Genomic DNA, 21,007 nt, shown 5'->3' on the forward strand with positions numbered 1-21,007 from the left:
CGGGCGGTCGCGTCAGAGCGGTGCCGACTTGCGCGTATGCATCGGCTGATAAGGCTCGCCGGCCTTGAAGCGTTCGAGCCGCTCGCTCGCGACCGAAAGCGCGCCGAGCGACGCGCGCCGTAATTGATGATCGTAGAGCGACACGATCGCGGCGAGGCGTTCGAAGTCCTCCGCCGGCAGCGCGAAGGAACCGGACGCGCGGCCAGCGTCGAACACCGCGGCCATCGTCTGATCCGCGCGCAGCAACTCTTCGTGCGAAAAGTCGCCGTGGCCCGCTTCCGCGAGGAATTTGGCGAGATACATCGCTTCGGTGATGTGCTGCGCGGGCGCGGCATCCGGCGAGCCGGCGCGCAACGCCGCCAGCGACATATGCGCCGAGAGCGCGAGCTCGTCCGCCACCGCGCGCGGGATGGGAAGCAGCTGCGCCTTGCTGAACCGCGCGCGCGTCGCCTGGGGCGAGCGCTGGAAAGGAAGAGTGCGTGACATGCGAGGATCGATGGTTGACCTTTTCAGGTTAACGTTCATCGATCGCCGAATCTGAAGGGTGCTGACCGCGTTCCTGTTCGAAATGTTCGACGACCGCGATCGCGCGCTCGCAATGGTCGGCGTCGAGCGTGTGGATGCTGCACTTGTCCGGCTCGACGCCGATCGCCTGCGCAAGCCACTTCATCCCCTTGGAGCGCGCCTCGAACACATTGCAGCCGTCGCGCCGGACCTTCGCCTGCACGAGCGGTTCGAGCGCCGCGTGCAGCTTCACTTTCAGATCGCGCAGGCGGGCATCGGCGAGACGGCCGAGCGGAACTTTGCGCGTGCTGCGCGGAAAGACGCCGATCCACGCCTGACAGTCCGCGCACATCCACAGCGGGCCGTGGTCGTCGCGATACGGATACGCTTCGTCGCCTGCGCGCGTCAGGGTCGCGGGCGCGCCGCAGTAATCGCAGTTCGGATGAGGCAGAGGTTTGACGGGTCGGCCGACACGCATTTCAGGAAACTCACGGGCGGGAAATCCAATATAGCAAAACCGCCCGCCGGCTTCGGAAACGCGCTCGGGACATCCGCGATATCGCAGCCTGCTTAAGCAAGAGCGTTCGCAACATGTGCGTGACGCGCGCGGGCACTGGGCCGCGTCGAATGGGAATTTACTTTTCCGGTCGGCGGTATACGGTGGGAGTGCGTATTACACGCTACGCGCTTTCGGTGTGTCCTCCATTCCGCAATTCGATCAGTGAGGTGATGGCGATGAAAGTAACTTTTCTATTGGCAGCAACGGCCGCCGGCGTCTTCGCGATGAGCGCGCTGGCACAGGCGCAAGACATGCAGATGTCGCCGGCGCAGGGCGGCGCCGCGCAGCAGAGCGCGCAAGGCGCGGGCTCAGCAACGAACGATTCCAGCTACGGCGGAGCGATGTCGACGACCAAGGCCAGCGGCGCCTCGCGCGATGCGTGGACGAGCACGAGCCAGCTCTGCACGCCGGGACTGAGCTGCAATATCTATAGCGGCCAGTGAGCGCCCCTGCCGGCCACGATGTACCGAAGGCGGCGGGGACGCCTTCGAACGACGACTTCACGCCTCCTTCCTGCCAGCGGTTCTCCATCGCGCAGCCCCCTTATGGCGGGGCGACATCCCTCCGAATGCGTGGTTTTCCCAGACGATCGTTCGGTCGATAGTACGCTCATCAACAAGACGGCCTCTTCGGCCACGCGTGGCGCTCATCGCCACACGACAAACTCTCTGCGGCGAACAGGCCAGAACGCGCGACATGCGCGACGCTCCTGATTCAACAGCGACAACCATAACGCCGGCGCTCGCGGATCTCTTCACCTCGCATTCGTCGAGGCGACGTTCGTCTTCTTCTGCATGAGCACATCTGGACAGCCGCGATCACGCGGCCAGCAAGGAGGTACCCGAAATGAGATCCCGTCAAACCAGGCACGCGACGTTCCTGGCGTTCACCATTCTGGCGCTCGGCGCCGCATGCGAGGCGAGCCTGGCCGCGACCGGCGCGGACAACGGCGATGCCGGACCACTCACGCTCACCGTTCAGACGCCGTCGGGCACGACATCGCGCCTGACTTACGCCGATGACGACGGCTGGCGGCTCGACGATCGCGACGCGCGGCTCAGACCTACGGAAGCGCGCATCACACCGGCATCGACGGAAGCGCAAAAGGACGAGCGGCCGATGACCGTTTTCATCGACGGTCCCACGGGTTTCACATATGTGTGGATGCGCGAGCAGGGGTGGAAATTCGTCGGCAAGCTATCCGAGCGAAAGCGTTGAACACGCGGGCATCGATCGTGACGTGCATCCTCGGCGTCTCGCTCGCCGCAGATGCCGGGGCGCAAACGCAAACGCAGACGCAGACCGCCGACGCCTGGCGCGCGCTCCGCATTGCCGACTGCGCGCGCTGTCACGGCAAGGATTACGAGGGACTCGCCGCGCCATCGATCGTCGGCTTTGCGCGCACGCAGAGCCGCGAGCGCTTCATCGCGGCGATCCTCGATGGCAATCCGCCGATGGGCATGCCTGCCTACCGCGGCAACGCGCTGATCGAGAATCATATCGACGCGATCTATCGCTACTTCGCCGGACGCGCCGACGGCAGCATCGCCGCGAGCGCGACGCCCGGCCGCGAGTGACGTAACGAATCAGGACTTCAATCCGGAGGTTAAACATGAGCTCCACTCAATCATCCAGCGATGGAACCGGCTGGACCGACAAACTCGATGACGCGACCACGCTCGCGATGCTCGTCAGGGCGATCGGCGAGCAGCAGAGCAAACTTGCGACTAGCAGCCACACGGGCCTGAACGGGCAGGTCGATCGCGCGCAGCATCAGAAGCAGTTGCTCGGTGCTTTCGGAACGCTTCGGATTGCAGATGATATTCCCGGTGCACTTCGTTTCGGACCGTTCGCCTCGTCAGCGCCGATGACGTATCGCGTCGCCTGCCGCATCTCCAACGGCCAGCCGTGCCCGCAGTCCGACACCGCTTCCGATGTGCGCGGCATCGCGGTCAAGTTCTTCACGCAAGAGGGCGTCGAGACTGATCTGCTGATGACGAACGAAGGCGGCCGTTCACACGCGCGCAACGCGGTGCAGTTCATGGCCGTCGCGGATATCATCGTCGCGCTGCTTTCCGAGGGACCGGTGAGCGGCATCGCGCAGGGCTTGCGCGAAATGATGATGGCCAAGCTCGGACCTGTCGAAGCCGCGCGCATCATCGCGATTCTCTTCAAGGAGACGAAGGCGCATCACGTCGACAGCGTCGCGACGGAGCACTACTGGGGATCGGTCGTGCAACTGGGCCGCGCGGCGATCAAGTACTCGCTTCATCCGCATCCTTCGACGCCCGCCGGAACGAACGCGGAACGCCACGGCGACAACTATCTGCGCGCCGACGTTTTCAACCGCCTGGAGCAGGGTCCGGTGAAATGGCAACTCGGCCTGCAATGCTTCGCCGATGAAGCAACCACGCCCGTCAACGACGCCTCCGTCGCGTGGAAGTCGGATGTCGTGATGATCGGCGAGCTCGAAATCGCTGCGCCGCCTTCGCGCGAGGACGAGGCGCGCATCGACCAGCTCGCCTTCAATCCGGCCCACGGCTTCGCGCCGCTCGGCATCACGCATGCGCGCCAGGATGTCTACGCCGCGAGCGCCGCGAATCGCACAGGACGTGGCGTGCTGTCGAGCGATGAAGCGCGCGCGCTGCTGGCTTCGCATTGAACGCCAACGTCGCGCGACTGCGCAGAACCACGCGTCGCGCGGCACTTTTCTCCGATAATGATGCACGTTCGCCCGTGCATTTCATCGATATCGGAGTGCCCCATGCATCTCGCCGGCATGATTCTTCCGATCTTCGCCATCATCGTGGCGGGATGGGCGGCGCGCGTCTCGGGCTACATGCCGCACGCGCTGGCGCCGTCGCTGATGCAGTTCGCGTATTACGTCGCGATGCCCGCGCTGGTCTTTCTCACCATCGCCGATGAATCGCTGCGCGCGCTGCTCGAATGGGGCTTTCTCGCCGCGTTCGGCGGCGGCTCGATGCTCTGCTTCGTGCTGATGTTGCTGGCCTTGCGATTCGCGCGCGGCGCAAGCCTCGGCACGAGCGCCATGCTCGCCGCCGCCGTCGCGATGACCAACACCGGTTTCGTCGCGCTGCCGATTTTGAAAACGCTCTACGGCAAACCCGGCGTGCTCGCGGCGGCGGTCGCGACGGTGTTCGTCGGCGCGATCATGTTTCCTGTGCTCGTCGTGCTGCTGGAAATCAGCCGGTACGATGCATCGCGCAAGATCAGCGCGGTGGCGCTGTTGCGTCAGATCGGGACCAATCCCGTGATTCTCGCGACGATCTGCGGACTGTTGTGGTCCGTCGCCGGATTGACGCTGCCCGGACCGGTCGCGTCCTTTCTCACGATACTCGGCGAAGCGCTGACCCCGTGCGCGCTCTTCGCGATCGGACTCGATCTGACCTTCAGCGAATTGCGCGGACGCGTGAGCCTGTATGCGCTGCTCACGGCGCTGAAGCTCGCGGTCGTGCCGCTCGTCGTGTACGCGCTGTGCCTGGCGACGGGACTCAGTCGCACCGCAACCATCGCGGCGGTCGTCTGCGCCGCCGTGCCGACGGCCAAGAGCGCGTACGTGCTCGCGTCCGAATACGACATCGAGAAGACCGTCGTGGGTGCGGCCATTTCGATGACCACGCTTCTTTCCATCGTCACCTTGCTCGCATGGCTCTACGTGCTCTAGCGCGTTTCAGGGATCGCCGAGTTCTTCATCGACATTGCGCTCTTCGTCGTCGGGCGGCGCAATACCGAGCGCCTTGTCCCATTGCGGCTCGCTCAGATAGCGCTCGCGCAGGAAATCGACGAAGGCTTTGACCTTGGTCGTCGATCGATGCGAAGTCGGATACACCGCGGAGAGCCACAACGGCGGCGCGGCGTAATCGGGCAGCACGCGCACGAGGCGGCGTTCGAGCAGGTCGCTCGCGGCGACCATCGTCGGCAGATAGACGACGCCCGCGCCCGCGCGCGCGAATTCGAGCAGCAGATGCACGCTGTTGGTCTTCAACACGGCATTCAGGGCGATCTCATAACACTCGTTGCCCTTCATGAGCGGCCAGTTGTCGCCCCACGGATAATGCGCGTATCGTGCGAAATCGTGACGCAAAAGATCGAGCGGCGTCTCGATCACAGGCTCTTCCTTGAGATACGCGGGCGTCGCGCACAACACGCCGCGCACCGGAAAGAGCTTGCGTTCGACGAGCAGGTTCGATGCAGGCGGATAGATCTGCAGCGCGAGATCGAAGCCTTCCTGCACGGGATCGATCACGCGATCGTTCACCGTCACGACGAACTCGATGCGCGGATGCGCCTCGCGAAACGCGATCAGCGCCTGCGAAAAATGCCCGAGCGCGAAGCCCGGCAGCACATGCACGTTGAGCGTGCCCGAGAGCGATTGCGTTTGTTCGCTCGCGCGTCCCGATAGTTCGCGTACCTTGGAGACGAGCAGCAGGCAATCGCGATAGTACGATTCGCCGACTTCCGACAAACGCACCGCACGCGTCGAACGATGAAACAGCGCGACGCCGAAATGCTCTTCGAGCTGCTTGACGCGCGACGTGACGACCGATTTCGCCACGCCGAGTTGCCGTGCCGCGCTCGCGAAACTCTGCGCTTCGGCTGCGCGAACGAAGGCCTCCATCGACATGAAGAGGTCCATGCTTCCTCCTGTTTCGCCGCGTTATGCCGCGTCTTTTCTGTAGCGCAACGGCGTCGTGCCGAGCCGTCCGGAAAAGAGCGCTGTCATATGCTGCTGCGATGAAAACCCGCACGCCGCCGCGACCTCGACGAGCGGCGCGCTACCCGAGCGCAGCATCCGCGCGGCCGCGTCGATGCGCTTTTCCAGCACGTAGCGATAGAGCGAATGACCGGTGCGCGCCTTCACGCCGTCGAACACGGCGCGCACGGGCAGATCGAGAACGGCTGCGATATCGGCGCAGGAAAGACTCTGGTCGATGTTGTCCGCGACATACGTTTCGAGCGTCGCGAATCCGGCGTCCGTCAGTGCCGATTTGCGCTCGCGCGCCGCGCGTTCGAGATGGCGCGTCGTTTCGATCCACGCGAGCGTGGCGACGCATTGCATCTCCCACGGATCGACCTTGGCCCGCTCGCCGTGCGCTTTCTGACGCGCATAACGCACGAGATGCCGGATCGAATCCGCGCCGAGGTTGCTGCGGCTGCCCGCACGCCGCAACGGCTCCGCGCTGCGCTCGGCGATGCGGTTCACGAAGGCATCTGCATAACGAAACGCGATGAAACCGTGCCGCACGTCGTGCGCATCGATCCGCATGCTCTCGCCGCGTGGATGATATGCCGCCGTTTCCGCGCGAAAGGTGAACCGCGCGGCGGGGCCGTCGTCGTAGCGCGTATCGGAGACGATCGTGCCGAGCAGCAGGCAGATCATGTCCGACGAATTGCTCAACGCCAGCGAATAAGGGCGCGGGCCCGAGATGCAGTATTCGAGTCCCGGCACGCCCGCGATCGTGCTGAAGCGATCGATGCGGGCGGCCGCGGCAGGGGCGCTCATGATCGTGTCTCCGTTTTCATCGCGGCTTGCGAGGGTCGCCGCTGTTCACGCGAGTATAGATGCGCGGGGCTTGCGCATGCACGCGCGATGGGTCGGCGTTCGCGAACGCAGCGTGCGCGCTTTGCGCCCGGGTGTAAACCCGCATGCGCTCGCGATGCCCCCGGAATCTGTAATCCGCAAAACTTGAAAGACCGGCGCGCCGCGTCTTCGTAACGTTCGCTCACACAACACGAACGACCGGAGACGACGATGCAGGCGCAGCACATACGACAGACGACTCGAAGACGGAGAACATGCGCGCTCGCGCTGCTTGGCGCGGTTTGCTCGATGACGGCGCACGCATCGGGCATCCCGTTCGCAACGGATCGCCCGCAAACCTGGCAGTTCAGCAGCGACTTCGAAGGCACGTACGATTCCTTCGGCCAGAACATCGAATGGAATCACGACAGCCGCGCGTTCGATTCGCACGGCAATCAGATCGCGGGTCCGGGCACGAACACCTTCGTCGGCCTCTCGACGTTCATTCACTACTGGAAAATTCCGTCGCTGCCGCACGTCGGCTTCAACGCGAGCATCACGCTGCCCGCGATCCGCACGCAGGGCTCGCAGTTCTCGGCAAGCGGCATCGGGGACCCGCTCATCGGCGGACTCGTATGGTACAACCCCGCGCCCGCGACGACGCTCGGCTTTCAGGCCTACATGCAGGTGCCGATCGGGCAGGACGCGGTATCGACGAATACATGGTCGTTCTGGCCGTCCGTCTTCTACGACGACTGGTACGGACACCTGAACGTGGACTTGCTGCTCGGCGGCATTCTGCGCGGACGCACGCTGCGCTCGGGTCACGACGACCTGAGCCCGGGCAACACGTTTCATCTGAACCTGCGCGTCGGCTACAGCATCTCGCCGCCCGATAACCCCTTCGCGATTCCGTTCGTCGGTCTCGATTACCAGACGAGCGGCGGCACGTTCAATCAGACCGCATCGATACCGGTCTCGAACAGCGCGAGCCGCGAAACGACTGTCGGTATCGGCGTGCTGTTCCAGTTCAAGCCGAACAGCCTGCCGTTTCTGCACCAGAAGATGTACGACCAGCTTTCCATCCAGTACCAGCACTCGGTTTCGGGGCGCAACACGACGCTCACCAACGGAATTCTCGTGCAGGCGTGGCACTACTGGTGAGCACATTCAAACGATGGAGACGGACATGAGTGAGACGAACAAACCTGCAGCCGCCTCGCGGCGCAATTTCATCAAGGCCGCGGGCGCGGGCACGGCAGCGGCGGCATTCGGCGCGGTATCGCTGACCGCGCGCGCCGCGAGCGAACTCAGATTCGACGCGGAGTACGACGTCGTCGTATGCGGCGGCGGTGGCGGCGGCTTGCCTGCCGCGCTCTTTTCGCGCTGGCTTGGCAACCGCGTCGCGATTCTGGAGAAGGCGGGCAGCGTCGGCGGGACGGCCGCGAAGGCCGCGTTCTGGTACTGGGTGCCGAACAACGAGCCGATGCGCCGCGCGGGCATCGCCGATCCGAAGCCCGATTACATGCGCTACGTCGCGCGTCTGTCGCGGCCCGAGCAATACGATCCGTCGCTGCCGAAGCTCGGCCTCTCCGACTGGGAGTACGAGATGTGCGAGGCCATCTACGACAGCGCATCGCCCGCGGCGGAACTACTGGCGAGCAAGGGCGCGCTGCCGTATCGGCATGAAGCGGCCGTGCCGGATTACTGGGCCGAGCTGCCGGAAGACAAGGCGCCGCGTGGCCGCGTGCTGTTCCCGAAAGACGGCCTGCCGAGCATGTCCGATGGCGGGCGCGTCGCGATTCGCACGATGAGCGCGGCGGCACGGCGCGACGGCATCGACATCAAGACGGGGTACCGCGTGCAGAAAGTGCTCGTCGACGAGTCGGGCGCGGTGATCGGCGTCGAAGCGCTGACGGAAGAAGACACGTTGTTCCGCGTCCGCGCGAAAAAAGCGGTGATCTTCGCGACGGGCGGCTTCACGCACGATCCCGAGTTGCGCAAGAACTTCCTCCACGGTGCGGTGTACGGCGGCTGCGCCGCGCCGACCAACGAAGGCGACTTCGTGCGGATCTCCAGCGCGCTCGACGTGCAGTTGCGCAACATGAACTATTCGTGGATGGCGCCGATCTCGCTCGACAAGGCGATCGCGAAAGACGGCTCGCTGTCCGGCATCTTCACGCCCACGGGCGATTCGATGCTCTACGTGAACAAGTACGGCAAGCGCGTCGTCAACGAGAAGCTCGCCTACAACGAAGTCTGCGCGACGTTCTCCGAATGGGACGGCGCGAAGGGCGAGTATCCGAACCTCACGCTGATTTCGATCTGGGATCAGCAGGCGCAGGACCATTGCGCGAGTGATGACTACGGCAGTCTCATCGTGCCGAAGGGTTCGAACGACCGGCACGTTCTGCGCGGCAACACCCTCGCGGAACTGGCGAGCGCGATTCGCGAACGCATGGCGAAGTACCGGAGCGCGCTCGGCAACGCCGATCTCTCCGACGACTTCCTGCGCAACCTCGACGCGACGATCAAACGCTTCAACGGCTTCGCGAAGACGGGCGTCGATGGCGACTTTCATCGCGGCGAGCGCATCGTCGAAAAACTGTTCAACGGGCCGATATCGAAGAAGCCGGATCAGAAGAACGAGACGATGTATCCGCTCAGCGCGAAAGGGCCGTATTACGCGGCGCTCATCGTCGCGGGCAATCTCGATACCAAGGGCGGTCCGAAAACCAATTCGCACGCACAGGTGCTCGATACGCGCGGCGCGCCGATCAAGGGCCTGTACGGCGTCGGAAATTGCGTCGCGTCGGCTTCGGCGCGCGCTTACTGGGCGGGCGGCGGCACGCTCGGACCGATCATCGCGTTTGCTTATCGTGCCGCGCAATCGGCCAACGGAGGTCAATCATGATTCGGATCGCTAATCTATTGACGATGCTCGTGCTCGTCAGCACTGCGGCGCAGGCGCAACAGGATCCCGTCGCACTCGGCAAGAAACTCACGACGAACAACTGCGCCGTGTGCCACACGTTCGGCAAGGGCGAGCCGAACGGGCAGGGGCCGAATCTCTTCGGGATCGTCGGCCGGCCGCTCGCATCGGATTCGGGCTTCAAGTATTCGGCGGGCATGAAGGCGGCCGCGCCGGGCAAGGTCTGGGACGACAAGCTGCTCGATGCGTGGCTCACCGACACGCAATCCGTCGCGCCCGGCAACGCGATGACCTATTTCGAAGGCGATGAAGCGAGGCGGCAAAAGATCATCGCGTATTTGCGCACGCTGCATTGAACTCAACCACAGGAGACGAAAGCATGAACACCCTCATCATGACCGACGAACAGCGCAAGACCATCGCGCTCGAATACCTGCGCAGGCTGGATCGCGGCGCACCATTCTTCGATCTGTTCGACGACAACGCCGAAGTCTATTTCCCGAAGTGGGGCATCGCGACGGGCCGCGCGGCCTTCGAGAAACTCTTCGCGGATCTCGGCTCGATCGTCGAGAAATTCAAGCACGATCTCGCGTATCTGAACGTGATCCAGCAAGGCGATACGGTGGTCGTCGAAGGCACGAGCTACGGCACGACGAAGAGCGGCGCCGAGTGGCGCGCGGGCGTCACGCACGCGGGCCGCTGGATCGATGTCTTCGAAATTCGCGACTCCAAAATCCAGCGCTGTTTCATCTACCTCGACCCCGACTACGAAGGCGCGGACACGCAGCGCTATCCGTGGCTGGCGGACAAACCAGCGCAGAAGTAAGTAGTTTCCCTAGGGTTGCGATCGAGCACGCGACGTTCGGCAAACGCGAACCTCGATTCGTTGCCTCGCGACGCTCGCAGCCCTAATCTTGATTCCAGCGCGACACCGCGAACGTGAACGCAGACATGGAGACAGACATGCAACAGACGCAACTCGGCAGCCTCGAAAACTATCGCAAAGGCTCCATCGAAATCATCAAGGGAAAGGCCGCGCATTACGTGATGTCGAACGTGTTCGAAGTCGCGAGCCATGCGGCGCCGTATGAAAAAGTGGTCGTCGGCAAGAACCTCAAATACGTGATCGAAACGCTGCGGGCCGAAGGCGTGTCGCCGTGGTTCACGGCATCGCACGATGAATTCGCGGTTGCGCTCGACGGCGAAATCGACGTGCATTTCATCAAGCCGTCCGATGGCGCGCTCGTTGGCGAGAGCATCGAAGGCACGGTGAAGCTCGAAGGCGAACCCTCGGGCCAGAAGATGGGTTTCGTGCGTCTGCGGCGCGGTCATCAGGCGCTGTTGCCCGCGGGCGCGGCGTATCGCTTCGAGGCGAGAAAGACCGGCGTGCTGCTCGTGCAGACCATTCTCGGCGCGGAATCCGTCGAGAAATGGGCCGATATCTGCATTCAATGAACGCCACCCACTCTCAACCTTCGGAGCAAGACATCATGAATCAAGCCACGTTTCTGCAAAGCGTCGTAGCGACCGACCCCGATGCGACCACCGGCTATCGCACGTTCCGGCTCGGCGACTTCGAATTCAGCCGCGACGCCTACTTCGTCACCTTGAAATGGCCGGCGCAAGGACAGACGCGCTCGCATCAGATGCACGCCGACGACTTCCTGCGCGCGATGATGCGCGATGTCGCGTGGGGTTTCTTCTACGGCTGGGTCAACTTCGACGAAGTGATCGGCACGCGCAATCACTACGGCAAGGTGGACATGTACGCCGGTGCGTACAACGCGAGCTTCCGCGAGGCGGGCGTCGATTACACGCAGCAGTTCGAAACGCCGATCATCATGGCGACCTTCAAGGCGATCCTGAAGGACTGGGTCAACGAAGGTTTCGACCCATTCGCCGCGCCCGAGGAAACCGGCTCGGCGTTCGGCGCGAAGCATGGCGACAACATCGCGGCGATCGACCGCACGCGCATCGCGACGAAGCGCATGCCCGGCATCGAAGGCGATTCCCCGCTGCGCGACGACTTCCCGGTGAATCGACAGTTCGCGGATGTATCGCAGGAGGAGCCGGAGATTCACGCCGAGCCGGGATTCGAAGGGCAGTTGCACGCGTTCAGTCTCTTCAAGTACCTGTCGCGTTCGGACGTGACGTGGAATCCTTCGGTCACATCCGTCTGCAAGCAAAGCCTCTTTTGCCCGACGACCGAGGAATTCGTGCTGCCGGTCTTTCACGGCAACGACCGCGTCGAGTGGTTTCTGCAACTGTCGGATCAGATCATCTGGGACGTCGCCGACAAGGACACCGGCGAGCCGCGCGCGCGCATCACGATGAACGCCGGCGATATCGCCGCGATGCCCGCCGACATCCGCCACAAGGGTTATTCGCAGAAGCGCTCGATGCTGCTCGTCTGGGAGAACGCGACGCCCGATCTGCCCAAGCGCTACGAAAGCGGCGAACTGCCGCCGTATCCGGTCGCACTCTAAACACCTCCTGTTTCCTCTTCGACACGACGACGCCTTCGTCAGGCGTCGCGGGGAACGTTTCGCCTTTCATTCTCGACACGAGCAACTCATGCAAACGCAACTCTTCATCGATGGCCGCTTCGTGCCCGCCCTGTCCGGCGAAACGCTCGCGACCCTGAATCCGCACGACAACAGCGAGATCGCGCAGGTCTCGATGGCCGGCCCCGAAGACGTCGATCGCGCGGTGCAGGCCGCGAAAAAAGCGTTCCCGGCCTGGAGCAGCATGGCCGCCGCCGATCGCGGACGTCTGCTGCTGAAACTCGCCGATGCCATCGAAGCCAACGCCGATGCCCTCGCGCGTCTCGAATCGATGGACACGGGCCATCCGATCCGCGACACACGCAACCTCGACGTGCCGCGCACGGCCGCGACGTTTCGCTACTTCGGCGGCATGGCGGACAAGTTCGAAGGCTCGGTGATTCCCGTCGAAGCGGGCTTTCTCAACTATCTGACGCGCGAGCCGGTCGGTATCGTCGGGCAAGTGGTGCCGTGGAATTTTCCGCTGATGTTCACGAGCTGGAAGATGGCGCCCGCGCTCGCGGCGGGCAATTGCGTCGTGATGAAGCCGGCCGAACTCACGCCTTTGTCGAGTCTTGCCATCGCGGAACTGATGGCCGAAGTCGGCTTTCCGGCGGGCGTGGTCAACGTGCTGCCGGGGCTTGGGCACGTCGCGGGGCAATACATCGCGGAGCATCCGGAGATCGGCAAGGTCGCGTTCACCGGATCGACGGCAATCGGCCGCAAGATCGTGCAGGCATCGAGCGGCAATCTGAAGAAGGTGCAGCTCGAACTCGGCGGCAAGGGCGCGAACGTCGTGTACAGCGATGCGAATCTCGATGCAGTCGTGCAAGGCTCCGCATTCGGCATCTTTCACAATCAGGGGCAGGCGTGCATCGCGGCATCGCGTTTGATCGTGCATGAATCCATCGCCGATGAACTGCTGGAGCGCTTCACGTCGCTCGCGCGCTCCATCCGTATCGGCGATCCGCTCGATCCGTCGACGGAGATGGGCCCGCTCACGTCGCAGATGCATCGCGACCGCGTGCTGTCCTATGTCGATGTCGCGCGCGAGCAGGGCGGCCGCGTGCTCGCGGGCGGCAAGGCGCCGGATGCCGCGGCGCTCGCGAACGGCTGCTATGTCGAGCCCACCATCGTGCAGGCTAAGCCGACCGACCGTGTCGCGCAGGAAGAAGTGTTCGGTCCGTTCGTCACCGTCAGCACGTTCAAGAGCGATGAGGAAGCGCTCGCGATCGCCAACGGCACGGAATACGGCCTCGGCGCGGGCCTCTGGACGCGCGATCTGCAACGCGCGCATCTCGTCGCGCGGCAGTTGAAGAGCGGCATGGTGTGGATCAACTGCTACAAACGCGTGAGTCCGGGGTCGCCGTTCGGTGGCGTCGGCGCGAGCGGCTACGGGCGCGAGATGGGCTTCGAAGTGATGCGCGAGTATACTCAGGCCAAGTCGGTGTGGGTGAATGTCGACGCCAATATTCCGCCTTACTATCCGCGCTGAGCGCATCGGGAATCATGCAATCGTTCATCTATCAGGGCATGCCGTCGCGCGTGGTGTTCGGTGCGGGAAGCATCGAGCATCTCGAACGCGAGATCGAGCTTCTCGGCGCGCAACGCGCGCTCATTCTCTCGACGCCGCCACAGCGCGATCAGGCGGAAGCGCTCGCCGAACGCATCGGCCATCGCGCGGCGGGTGTGTTTGCGAAAGCGGTGATGCACGTGCCGGTCGAAACGGCGCGTGAGGCGCGCGAGTATGCGCAGCGCATCGGCGCGGATTGCGCGATCGCCATCGGCGGCGGCTCCACGACGGGCCTCGGCAAGGCGATCGCGTTGACATCCTCGCTGCCGATACTCGCCGTGCCGACCACCTATGCCGGCTCGGAGATGACGCCGATCTACGGCCTCACCGAAGCGGGATTGAAGAAGACCGGCCGCGACATGCGCGTGCTGCCGAAAACGGTGATCTACGATCCGCAACTGACGGTATCGTTGCCCGCGTCGCTTTCGGTGACGAGCGGCATCAACGCGATCGCGCACGCGGCCGAAGGGCTGTATGCGCAGGACGCGAACCCGGTCGTGAGCCTGATGGCGGAGGAGGGCATTCGCGCGCTGGCGCAGGGCATCGGCAAGGTGGCTGCGAAGCCGGACGATCTCGATGCGCGCGGCGATTGCCTCTACGGCGCGTGGCTGTGCGGCGCGGTGCTGGGCAGCGTCGGCATGTCGTTGCATCACAAGCTGTGTCATACGCTCGGCGGCACGTTCAATCTGCCGCATGCAGAAACGCATACTATCGTGCTGCCGCACGCGCTCGCCTATAACCGCGATGCCGTGCCGGAAGCGATGAAGCGCATCGCCCGCGCGCTGGGCACGGACGATGCCGCTCGCGGCGCATTCGAACTCGCGCAGGCGAATGGCGCGCCGACCGCGCTGAAGGACATCGGCATGAAGGAAAGCGATATCGATATCGCCGTCGATGTCGCGATGAAAAGCCCGTACTGGAATCCGCGACCGGTCGAACGCGCGCCGCTGCGCGCATTGATCGAAGCGGCATACGAAGGACGACGACCATGAACGAATCGCTCACGCAAAACGTCACCGCATCCTTCGGCCAGTGCGCCGATGCGCGCACGAAGGAAATCGTCACCGCGCTCGTGCGCCACCTGCACGCGTTCGCGCGCGAAGTGAATCTCACGCACGACGAATGGCGACGCGGCATCGAGTTCCTCACCGCCACCGGCAAGAAATGCGATGGCATCCGGCAGGAGTTCATTCTGCTTTCGGATACGCTGGGGCTTTCGATCGTTCTCGACGACATCAACCAGCATCACGATGAAGCCGCGACCGAAAGCAGTCTGCTCGGGCCGTTCTATCGCGATGGCGTGAAGGAGTCGGCGTTCGGCGCGAACATCGCGCAAAGCGATGGCGAGCCAGTGTTGTTTCATGGCACCGTGCGCGATGTCGACGGCCGGCCAGTCCCCGATGCGCTGATCGAAGTCTGGCAGACCGCGCCGAACGGAATGTACGAAGGACAGGACCCGGACCAGCCCGAAGGCAATCTGCGCGGGCGTTTTCGCACCAACGCGGACGGCGCGTACGCGTTTCATTCGATCAAGCCGACGAGCTATCCGATTCCGACCGATGGCCCCGTCGGCCAGATGCTCGTTGCGACGGGCCGTCATCCGATGCGTCCCGCGCACATTCACTTTCGTATCGACGCGGCTGGCTACCAGTCGCTGACGACCGCGCTGTATTCGTCCGACGATCCCTACGTGAACTCGGATGCGGTGTTCGGCGTGAAGCCTTCGCTCGTGATCGAGTATGTGAGCAAGGAGGGCGGTTACGACGCAGCGCGCGATTTCGTGCTGATCGCGAAGGAGCGCGCGTGAGCCATCCGACATCGAACGATATCTGCGCGCTCCACGACGTACCCGATGGCGGCGGCGTCGAAGCCGCGCCGTCGATTCTCGTGCTGCGACGCGGCGGCGAAGCGTGGGCGTATCGCAACGTGTGCCCGCATTTCTCGATTCCGCTCAACTACGAGCCGGATGCGTTCTGGACTTACGAAGGCAGCTTGCTGATGTGCGCGCATCACAGCGCGATGTTCCGCTTCGAAGACGGCGTGTGCGTCGATGGGCCTTGTCTCGGCGCGAGCCTCCGGCGCATTCCGATCCGCATCGAAAATGGCCGCGTCGTGATCGAAGGCCCGGACATCACATAGGATGTGCCGCGACGAAATTCTTGTACGCGGTGTAGGCGGGCTTTTGCGTGAAGCCGTCGTTCTTCAGCAAGCCGAACGGGCCTTCTCCGCCCACCGGATCGTCGTATAACTCGTAGCTCTGGATCGATTCGATATCGTATGTCGATGCGAGCGCGACGAACTGCGCCATCATCGTGTTGCCGACGAGATACGCCGCGATCTGCTGATCGGTGCCGTAGTTCGGGCGCACGCCGAACTCGTTGATCCAGATCGGCTTGCCGAGCGCCTTGAGCGCTGCGAGCACGTTATGACAGCCGGTGCCGCCGCATGCGTTGGTGATATCGCCCTGTTCCGAGTACCAGTGCCACGCGGTGATGTCCCAGTCGACGACCGGATGCCCGATGCTGCCATCGGGTTCCATCCCGGCTGCGAGCATCTGATGGAAGCCGTAGTGCAGCCATGTTCCGCCGCCCATGATGATCTTGCCCGACGCATCCACCGACCTGATGCCCGCGATCATGCCGCGGATCACGCCGCGCAGCTTCCTGAACTTCGCGATATCGAACTGCTGCGGATACACGCCATCCACGTTACCGATGAGCAGTTGCGCTTCCATCTCGTTCGTAACCTCGTAATACGGATAGTGGCGCGAGGTCGCCGTCTGCTGTCCGAGCGCGAAGCCGGCGTTATACCCTTCGGTCTCGTTGTTGAATATGTCGATGTTCATGAGCATCACCGGATACACGGTGACCCCGCCGGCCGCCATCGTCTGCGCGATGCCCGCGAGTTTGTTCGCGGTGCCCTGGCTGTAGACCTCGTTGCGATACAGCTTCGCGCCCAGGTCCTGCAATTGCGAAAGCTGCAGCGCCGTGCTGGAGATGTCGTAGGCGCCGCCTTCGTTGTTGTGGCCGTTCACGCCATAGAAGGGCCGGACAGACTGAGGCGGCGTCGGGCTGCTGTTGGCGTTGGAGGCAGGATCGGGCGCGCTGGCGGCGGGCGAGGACGCGCCGCTCGCCGGCACGGTCGCGGTACTGTTCGCGGCAGGAGGGCTCGTCGTGATCTTCGTCGTTCCCGTGTCCGAAGCCGGAGTATCCGTCGCCGGAACGCTCACGGCGGACGCGCTGCCGCTGCGCGTGGCGTTCGCGGACGACGCTGTGTCGCCGCCACCGCCGCCACCGCCACATGCGGCAAGCAGCACGCTCATGGCGGCGGCAAGCGCGATGGTCCTGAATCGAATTTGAATGTTGCTCGTCATGTCGATGCGCACTACTAAATGGTCAGATATCCGTGTCCACGAAGTAGGCGCACGTTCCGCGAGTCGTCCGGGCGAGGGCGGACGGACCGGTGACGGACCTTCATCCCGCGCCGGACGCAAGGACGTGTGGAATGCTCGTCGAAAGACCCCAAAGGGAAGGAAGGGGTAAAGACAGGACCGCGATGAAGCTGGTCTTGATAGGGTTTACGGCGGGGATGGGCGGGACTTGAGGCGCGTTCTGCTCAGGCAAACGTTTCGATCGCGCGAATTCGGGAGTTCTTACCCGGAGAGCGGCCGGTCCAGTTCGAGCGCCGCGCCGCCGAGGATCGAGTTGGCGTCGGCGCGCGCATTGTCGAGCTGCACGACGCTCGCCTGACGCGCGGCGAGCGCATCGCGGTTCGCGATCGCGGTGAAGATCGCCTTGTGGCGCGGGAGGGACAGCGCGTGCGTGTTCGGATGACGACTCGTGAGCCTGATCGATTCGCCGAGCGCGAGCGACAGCATGTTGCCGATATACGCGAGCATGTCGTTGTGCGTCGCCATCATGATCGCGCGATGAAACTCGAGGTCCGGATCGAGCAGATCGGCGGCTGTTTTCGCGCTCTCCATACGTTCATACGCAGCGCCGATGCGCGCGATATCGTCGTCCGTCGCGGAGATCGCCGCGAGCGCGGCGGCAGCAGGCTCGAAGATCTGGCGCACCGTCATGAGCGAGCGAAAGAATTCGCCTTCGGGAAGATAACCGATGGTCCACACGAGCACATCGGGGTCGAGCATGTGCCATTCGTCGCGCGCGCGCACGACGCTGCCCACGCGCGGCTTCGACACGACGAGCCCCTTTGCAACCAGCACGCGTGTCGCTTCGCGCAGCACCGGGCGGCTCACGCCATAGCTTTCGCAGAGCGTGGGCTCGGCGGGCAGACGCTCGCCCGGCTTGATGCGGCCGCTGACGATCTGCATGCCGAGCTCCTGCACGATGCGTCCGTGCATGCTCTTGCGCTGCCTGGGATTGCGGTAATCCATGATGCGGCTCGCGCGGCGGCTAACTTGCGGTCGTCGCGCGCATCGCCCGATATTCCCGCCTCACGATATCCATCAACTCCGCGACCGACGTATTCGCGCTGCGCTGTTCATACGTCACGCGCCCGCGCTGCATCAACATGATGCGATCCGCGATATCGAGCGTCTGCGCATAGTTGTGCATGATCATGATGATCGAGAGCCCGCCTTTCTCCTTCAGGCGCATCACGAGATCGATGATGAGCGCAGCCTCGCGCGCGCCCATCGCGGCGAGCGGTTCGTCGAGCAGCAGGATCTTCGCGTTCGAATGCACCGCGCGCGCGACGGCGATGGCCTGACGCTGACCGCCCGACAGACGTTCGACGGGCAGATCGACGGAAGGCACATGCACGCCGATATCCTCCAGACATTGCGCGGCGCGCTCGCGCATCTGCTTGTGATCGACGAGACGCAAGATGCGGGCAGGCCCGCGCCGCACGATCTCCCGATTGAGGAACATATTGTGATAGATCGACAGCGAGTTCGCGAGCGCGAGATCCTGATACACGCATTCGATGCCGAGCGCGCGCGCATGATCGACGGACTTGAGCAGCGTCTCCTCGCCGTGTACGCGCAGCGTGCCGCTCGTCTGCTGATGAAAGCCCGTGAGTATCTTGACGAGCGTCGATTTGCCCGCGCCGTTGTCGCCGAGAATGCCGAGAATCTCGCCCTTGCCGAGCTGGAGCGAGACGCCGTCGAGCGCGGTCACGGCGCCGAAGCGCTTGACGAGGTTGTCGCCGCTGAGCGCGAGACTGGCGGCATCGACGGGAGCCGTTTGCGGTTCTGCCATCACCGTGCTCCCCTGCGGCGAATGCGCCCGACGTGGATGTTGAAGATCATCGCTGCGAGAATCGCAGCCCCGAGAATGATGTTGAACGTGAACGCGTTGATGCCGATGAGCGTGAAGCCGTCGCTCAGAATGCCGAGCACCGCCGCGCCGAGCAGGCCGCCGACGATCGTGCCCGAACCGCCCGTCAACGGCGTGCCGCCGATCACCGCTGCGGCGACCGCGAGGAACATGATCTGATTGCCGCCCGCTTGCGGATCGATCGACGTGATGCGAAAGCTTTCGACGACGCCGGTGAATCCCGCGAGCACGGCGGCGATCACGAAGTTACCGAGCCGCAGCCGGTTCACGTGGATGCCCGCCTCGCTCGCGCCGAGCGCATTCGCACCGGCCGCCTGCGTGTGCAGACCCCAGCGCGTATGCCGCAGCAGCACATGCATGACGAAGGCGATCGCCACGGTCCAGATGATCTCGCTATAGCCCCACGCGCCCATCACGGCGGCGAACTCGGGCGAGCCGGGCGTCGCGGCGGGCGTGCCGCGTGAAACCGTGAGCGTGATGCCGTTGATCAGAAAGAGCGTGCCGAGCGTCGTCACGAACGAAGGCAGACGCAGGTAGACCGTCACCGCGCCGTTGATGAAGCCGATGATCGCGGCCGCGACGAGGCCCGCGATCACCGCGAGCCACATCGGCGCGCCCGCCTCGTTGGCGAACACCATCATGAACGGCGCGAACGCGAACACCATGCCCGCCGACAGATCGATGTCGCCGCCGATCATCAGCATGATCTCGCCGAACGCGATGATCGCGACGGGCGCCACGTACTGCGAGAGATTGACGAGGCTCGCGTTGCTGAGCAGGAAGTCGTGATTGACGAACTGGAAGTACGCCGCGAGCAGCGCGGCGACCAGCAGGATGCGCAACTCGGGCGCCCAGTGAGACGCCCACGCGCCGCGCGGACTGTCGATCCGTGCGGGCGTGGTTGCTTTAGTAGGTTCGTTCACCGTGTTCATCAGGACTTGATCGCGCCTTTCATCGGCACGATTTGCGGCTTGGTGGTCTTGCCTTCATAACGCGTCGAGGTGTTGAGATAAGGCTCGACCGTGTCCTTCGTCACGAACTTGAGACCCGTGTTGATGTTCGCCGGCCCGACGAGCCCGCCTGACGCGAGGAACACGAACGCTTCCATCACCGTGTAGAAGCCCTGCACGTACGGCTGCTGGTCGATGGTGAAATCGAGGAAGCCTTCGTGGATGAGCTGGATGGTCTGCGGCAGCAGATCGAAGCCGCCGCCATGCACGCCCTTCGAAGGCAGGTTCGATTCCTTCATCACTTGAGCGACGCCCTGCGTGCTGCCCGCATCGACGGCGAACATGCCTTTCAGGTCCTGGTGGCCGAGATAGAACGACTTGATCTTCGAAAGCTCTTCGTTGACGGTTGCGCCAGTCGCGACGGTCTGAATGTCGATCTTCTTGCCGGACTTCTTGATCGCATCGCTTGCGCCATCGAGACGCGGCTGGATGTTCAACTGCCCCGGCGTCGCGATGAAAAGCGCGACCATGCCGCTGTCGATCAGGCTCGCGATGCGTTCGCCCATCTGATAGCCCGACAGATACAGATCCTGCCCGATATACGCGAGCCGCGGATTGCTCTTGCCGCGCGGCGCGTCGGCGTTGTAAGCGAACACCGGAATGCCGGCGTCGAGCGCAGCCTGGATGGGCTTGTCGAAGGCGTTCGGATCGACGATCGGCACGGCGATCGCATCGGCTTTCGCGGCGATCGCGGAGTTCACCGCGCGCACCATTTCGCCCGCGTCGGACGTAGCCGAGCCGGTCCATTGATAGTCCATGCCGAACATGGCGCACGCGTCCTGAATGCCGTATTGCGTCGGCACGAAAAACGGATTCGTCGTCACGTGATTGACGAACACGATCTTCCATTTCTTGTGCTGCGGAAACGCCGCTTCGGCGGCCTGCGCAGTCGAAATCAAGCCGCCGCCGGTCACACCGCCCAGCAGCGACAGCGCCGCGCCGAGTCCCGCGCCCTGCATGATGCCGCGCCGGCCCGCATTGATGAGGCTGCCGTGCTGTGCGTCGTCATCCCGATTCTCTTCATTCTCTGCCATGTCTTCCTCC

The 21,007-nt window shown here is 63.8% G+C and carries 24 protein-coding genes; 15 read left to right on the forward strand and 9 right to left on the reverse strand.

Annotated elements, in window-relative coordinates:
* Positions 1 to 12: 12 nt before the first annotated feature.
* A complete protein-coding gene (locus BTHE68_RS27180) occupies positions 13 to 486 on the reverse strand; it encodes a hypothetical protein (RefSeq protein WP_162069414.1) in 474 nt (157 codons plus the stop codon).
* 28 nt (positions 487 to 514) lie between these two features.
* Entirely contained in the window at positions 515 to 982 is a 468-nt protein-coding gene (locus BTHE68_RS27185) for a zinc-finger-containing protein (protein WP_162069415.1), read from the reverse strand.
* A gap of 257 nt (positions 983 to 1,239) precedes the next feature.
* On the opposite strand from BTHE68_RS27185, the gene BTHE68_RS27190 reads away from it, so the two are divergent.
* The 5 genes from BTHE68_RS27190 to BTHE68_RS27210 all read left to right on the forward strand — a co-directional run bounded on the left by BTHE68_RS27190 (position 1,240) and on the right by BTHE68_RS27210 (position 4,748).
* Positions 1,240 to 1,506, forward strand: coding sequence for a hypothetical protein (locus tag BTHE68_RS27190; RefSeq protein ID WP_232078139.1), 267 nt, complete (start codon positions 1,240 to 1,242; stop codon positions 1,504 to 1,506).
* Positions 1,507 to 1,909: 403 nt separating this feature from the next.
* On the forward strand, positions 1,910 to 2,281 hold the full coding sequence (locus BTHE68_RS27195; protein ID WP_162069417.1) for a hypothetical protein: 372 nt from the start codon (positions 1,910 to 1,912) through the stop codon (positions 2,279 to 2,281).
* Entirely contained in the window at positions 2,278 to 2,640 is a 363-nt protein-coding gene (locus BTHE68_RS27200; RefSeq protein ID WP_232078141.1) for a c-type cytochrome, read from the forward strand. Before BTHE68_RS27195 ends, BTHE68_RS27200 begins: the two co-directional genes overlap by 4 nt.
* Before the next feature lie 35 nt (positions 2,641 to 2,675).
* Positions 2,676 to 3,725 carry a catalase gene (locus tag BTHE68_RS27205; RefSeq protein ID WP_162069419.1) on the forward strand — a complete coding sequence of 350 codons (1,050 nt, stop codon included), beginning with the start codon at positions 2,676 to 2,678 and terminating at the stop codon, positions 3,723 to 3,725.
* Positions 3,726 to 3,827: 102 nt separating this feature from the next.
* Positions 3,828 to 4,748: an AEC family transporter gene (locus tag BTHE68_RS27210; protein ID WP_162069420.1), complete on the forward strand. Its 921-nt coding sequence runs from the start codon at positions 3,828 to 3,830 to the stop codon at positions 4,746 to 4,748.
* A 6-nt stretch (positions 4,749 to 4,754) separates the two neighbouring features.
* Here BTHE68_RS27210 and BTHE68_RS27215 read toward each other — a convergent pair whose 3' ends face one another.
* Complete coding sequence (locus tag BTHE68_RS27215) at positions 4,755 to 5,720, reverse strand: LysR family transcriptional regulator (RefSeq protein WP_162069421.1); 966 nt, start codon at positions 5,718 to 5,720, stop codon at positions 4,755 to 4,757.
* Positions 5,721 to 5,741: 21 nt separating this feature from the next.
* Entirely contained in the window at positions 5,742 to 6,587 is an 846-nt protein-coding gene (locus tag BTHE68_RS27220) for an AraC family transcriptional regulator (RefSeq protein WP_162069422.1), read from the reverse strand.
* Positions 6,588 to 6,914: 327 nt separating this feature from the next.
* Between BTHE68_RS27220 and BTHE68_RS27225 the strand changes: the two genes are divergently transcribed.
* The 10 genes from BTHE68_RS27225 to BTHE68_RS27270 all read left to right on the forward strand — a co-directional run bounded on the left by BTHE68_RS27225 (position 6,915) and on the right by BTHE68_RS27270 (position 15,792).
* The gene (locus BTHE68_RS27225) at positions 6,915 to 7,769 is read left to right on the forward strand and encodes a transporter (protein WP_232078143.1); all 855 of its coding nucleotides are present in this window, start codon (positions 6,915 to 6,917) and stop codon (positions 7,767 to 7,769) included.
* A gap of 25 nt (positions 7,770 to 7,794) precedes the next feature.
* On the forward strand, positions 7,795 to 9,519 hold the full coding sequence (locus tag BTHE68_RS27230) for an FAD-dependent oxidoreductase (protein WP_162069423.1): 1,725 nt from the start codon (positions 7,795 to 7,797) through the stop codon (positions 9,517 to 9,519).
* Positions 9,516 to 9,893, forward strand: coding sequence for a c-type cytochrome (locus BTHE68_RS27235; RefSeq protein ID WP_162069424.1), 378 nt, complete (start codon positions 9,516 to 9,518; stop codon positions 9,891 to 9,893). Before BTHE68_RS27230 ends, BTHE68_RS27235 begins: the two co-directional genes overlap by 4 nt.
* 23 nt (positions 9,894 to 9,916) lie before the next feature.
* Positions 9,917 to 10,363 carry a nuclear transport factor 2 family protein gene (locus tag BTHE68_RS27240; RefSeq protein WP_162069425.1) on the forward strand — a complete coding sequence of 149 codons (447 nt, stop codon included), beginning with the start codon at positions 9,917 to 9,919 and terminating at the stop codon, positions 10,361 to 10,363.
* 137 nt (positions 10,364 to 10,500) lie between these two features.
* Positions 10,501 to 10,992 (forward strand): cupin domain-containing protein, encoded by a 492-nt coding sequence (locus BTHE68_RS27245; RefSeq protein WP_162069426.1) that lies wholly within the window; start codon positions 10,501 to 10,503, stop codon positions 10,990 to 10,992.
* Positions 10,993 to 11,027: 35 nt separating this feature from the next.
* Positions 11,028 to 12,023, forward strand: a complete 996-nt coding sequence (locus BTHE68_RS27250; protein WP_162069427.1) for a hydroxyquinol 1,2-dioxygenase — start codon at positions 11,028 to 11,030, stop codon at positions 12,021 to 12,023.
* Positions 12,024 to 12,111: 88 nt separating this feature from the next.
* Complete coding sequence (locus BTHE68_RS27255; protein WP_162069428.1) at positions 12,112 to 13,575, forward strand: aldehyde dehydrogenase family protein; 1,464 nt, start codon at positions 12,112 to 12,114, stop codon at positions 13,573 to 13,575.
* A 14-nt stretch (positions 13,576 to 13,589) separates the two neighbouring features.
* Positions 13,590 to 14,645 (forward strand): maleylacetate reductase, encoded by a 1,056-nt coding sequence (locus tag BTHE68_RS27260; RefSeq protein WP_162069429.1) that lies wholly within the window; start codon positions 13,590 to 13,592, stop codon positions 14,643 to 14,645.
* Complete coding sequence (locus BTHE68_RS27265; RefSeq protein WP_162069430.1) at positions 14,642 to 15,460, forward strand: intradiol ring-cleavage dioxygenase; 819 nt, start codon at positions 14,642 to 14,644, stop codon at positions 15,458 to 15,460. Before BTHE68_RS27260 ends, BTHE68_RS27265 begins: the two co-directional genes overlap by 4 nt.
* Positions 15,457 to 15,792, forward strand: a complete 336-nt coding sequence (locus tag BTHE68_RS27270) for a Rieske (2Fe-2S) protein (RefSeq protein ID WP_061176927.1) — start codon at positions 15,457 to 15,459, stop codon at positions 15,790 to 15,792. The genes BTHE68_RS27265 and BTHE68_RS27270 overlap by 4 nt, the downstream gene beginning before the upstream one ends.
* Here BTHE68_RS27270 and BTHE68_RS27275 read toward each other — a convergent pair.
* The 5 genes from BTHE68_RS27275 to BTHE68_RS27295 all read right to left on the reverse strand — a co-directional run bounded on the left by BTHE68_RS27275 (position 15,785) and on the right by BTHE68_RS27295 (position 20,997).
* Complete coding sequence (locus BTHE68_RS27275) at positions 15,785 to 17,026, reverse strand: glycoside hydrolase family protein (protein ID WP_232078145.1); 1,242 nt, start codon at positions 17,024 to 17,026, stop codon at positions 15,785 to 15,787. The genes BTHE68_RS27270 and BTHE68_RS27275 overlap by 8 nt on opposite strands.
* Positions 17,027 to 17,305: 279 nt before the next feature.
* Complete coding sequence (locus BTHE68_RS27280) at positions 17,306 to 18,049, reverse strand: FadR/GntR family transcriptional regulator (protein ID WP_162069431.1); 744 nt, start codon at positions 18,047 to 18,049, stop codon at positions 17,306 to 17,308.
* A 19-nt stretch (positions 18,050 to 18,068) separates the two neighbouring features.
* Positions 18,069 to 18,875 (reverse strand): ATP-binding cassette domain-containing protein, encoded by an 807-nt coding sequence (locus tag BTHE68_RS27285; RefSeq protein ID WP_162069432.1) that lies wholly within the window; start codon positions 18,873 to 18,875, stop codon positions 18,069 to 18,071.
* On the reverse strand, positions 18,875 to 19,885 hold the full coding sequence (locus BTHE68_RS27290; protein WP_162069433.1) for an ABC transporter permease: 1,011 nt from the start codon (positions 19,883 to 19,885) through the stop codon (positions 18,875 to 18,877). Before BTHE68_RS27290 ends, BTHE68_RS27285 begins: the two co-directional genes overlap by 1 nt.
* On the reverse strand, positions 19,885 to 20,997 hold the full coding sequence (locus tag BTHE68_RS27295; protein ID WP_162069434.1) for a sugar ABC transporter substrate-binding protein: 1,113 nt from the start codon (positions 20,995 to 20,997) through the stop codon (positions 19,885 to 19,887). The genes BTHE68_RS27290 and BTHE68_RS27295 overlap by 1 nt, the downstream gene beginning before the upstream one ends.
* Positions 20,998 to 21,007 lie beyond the last annotated feature (10 nt).

The sequence above is a fragment of the Burkholderia sp. THE68 genome (genome assembly GCF_009938265.1).
Taxonomy (GTDB): Bacteria; Pseudomonadota; Gammaproteobacteria; order Burkholderiales; family Burkholderiaceae; genus Caballeronia.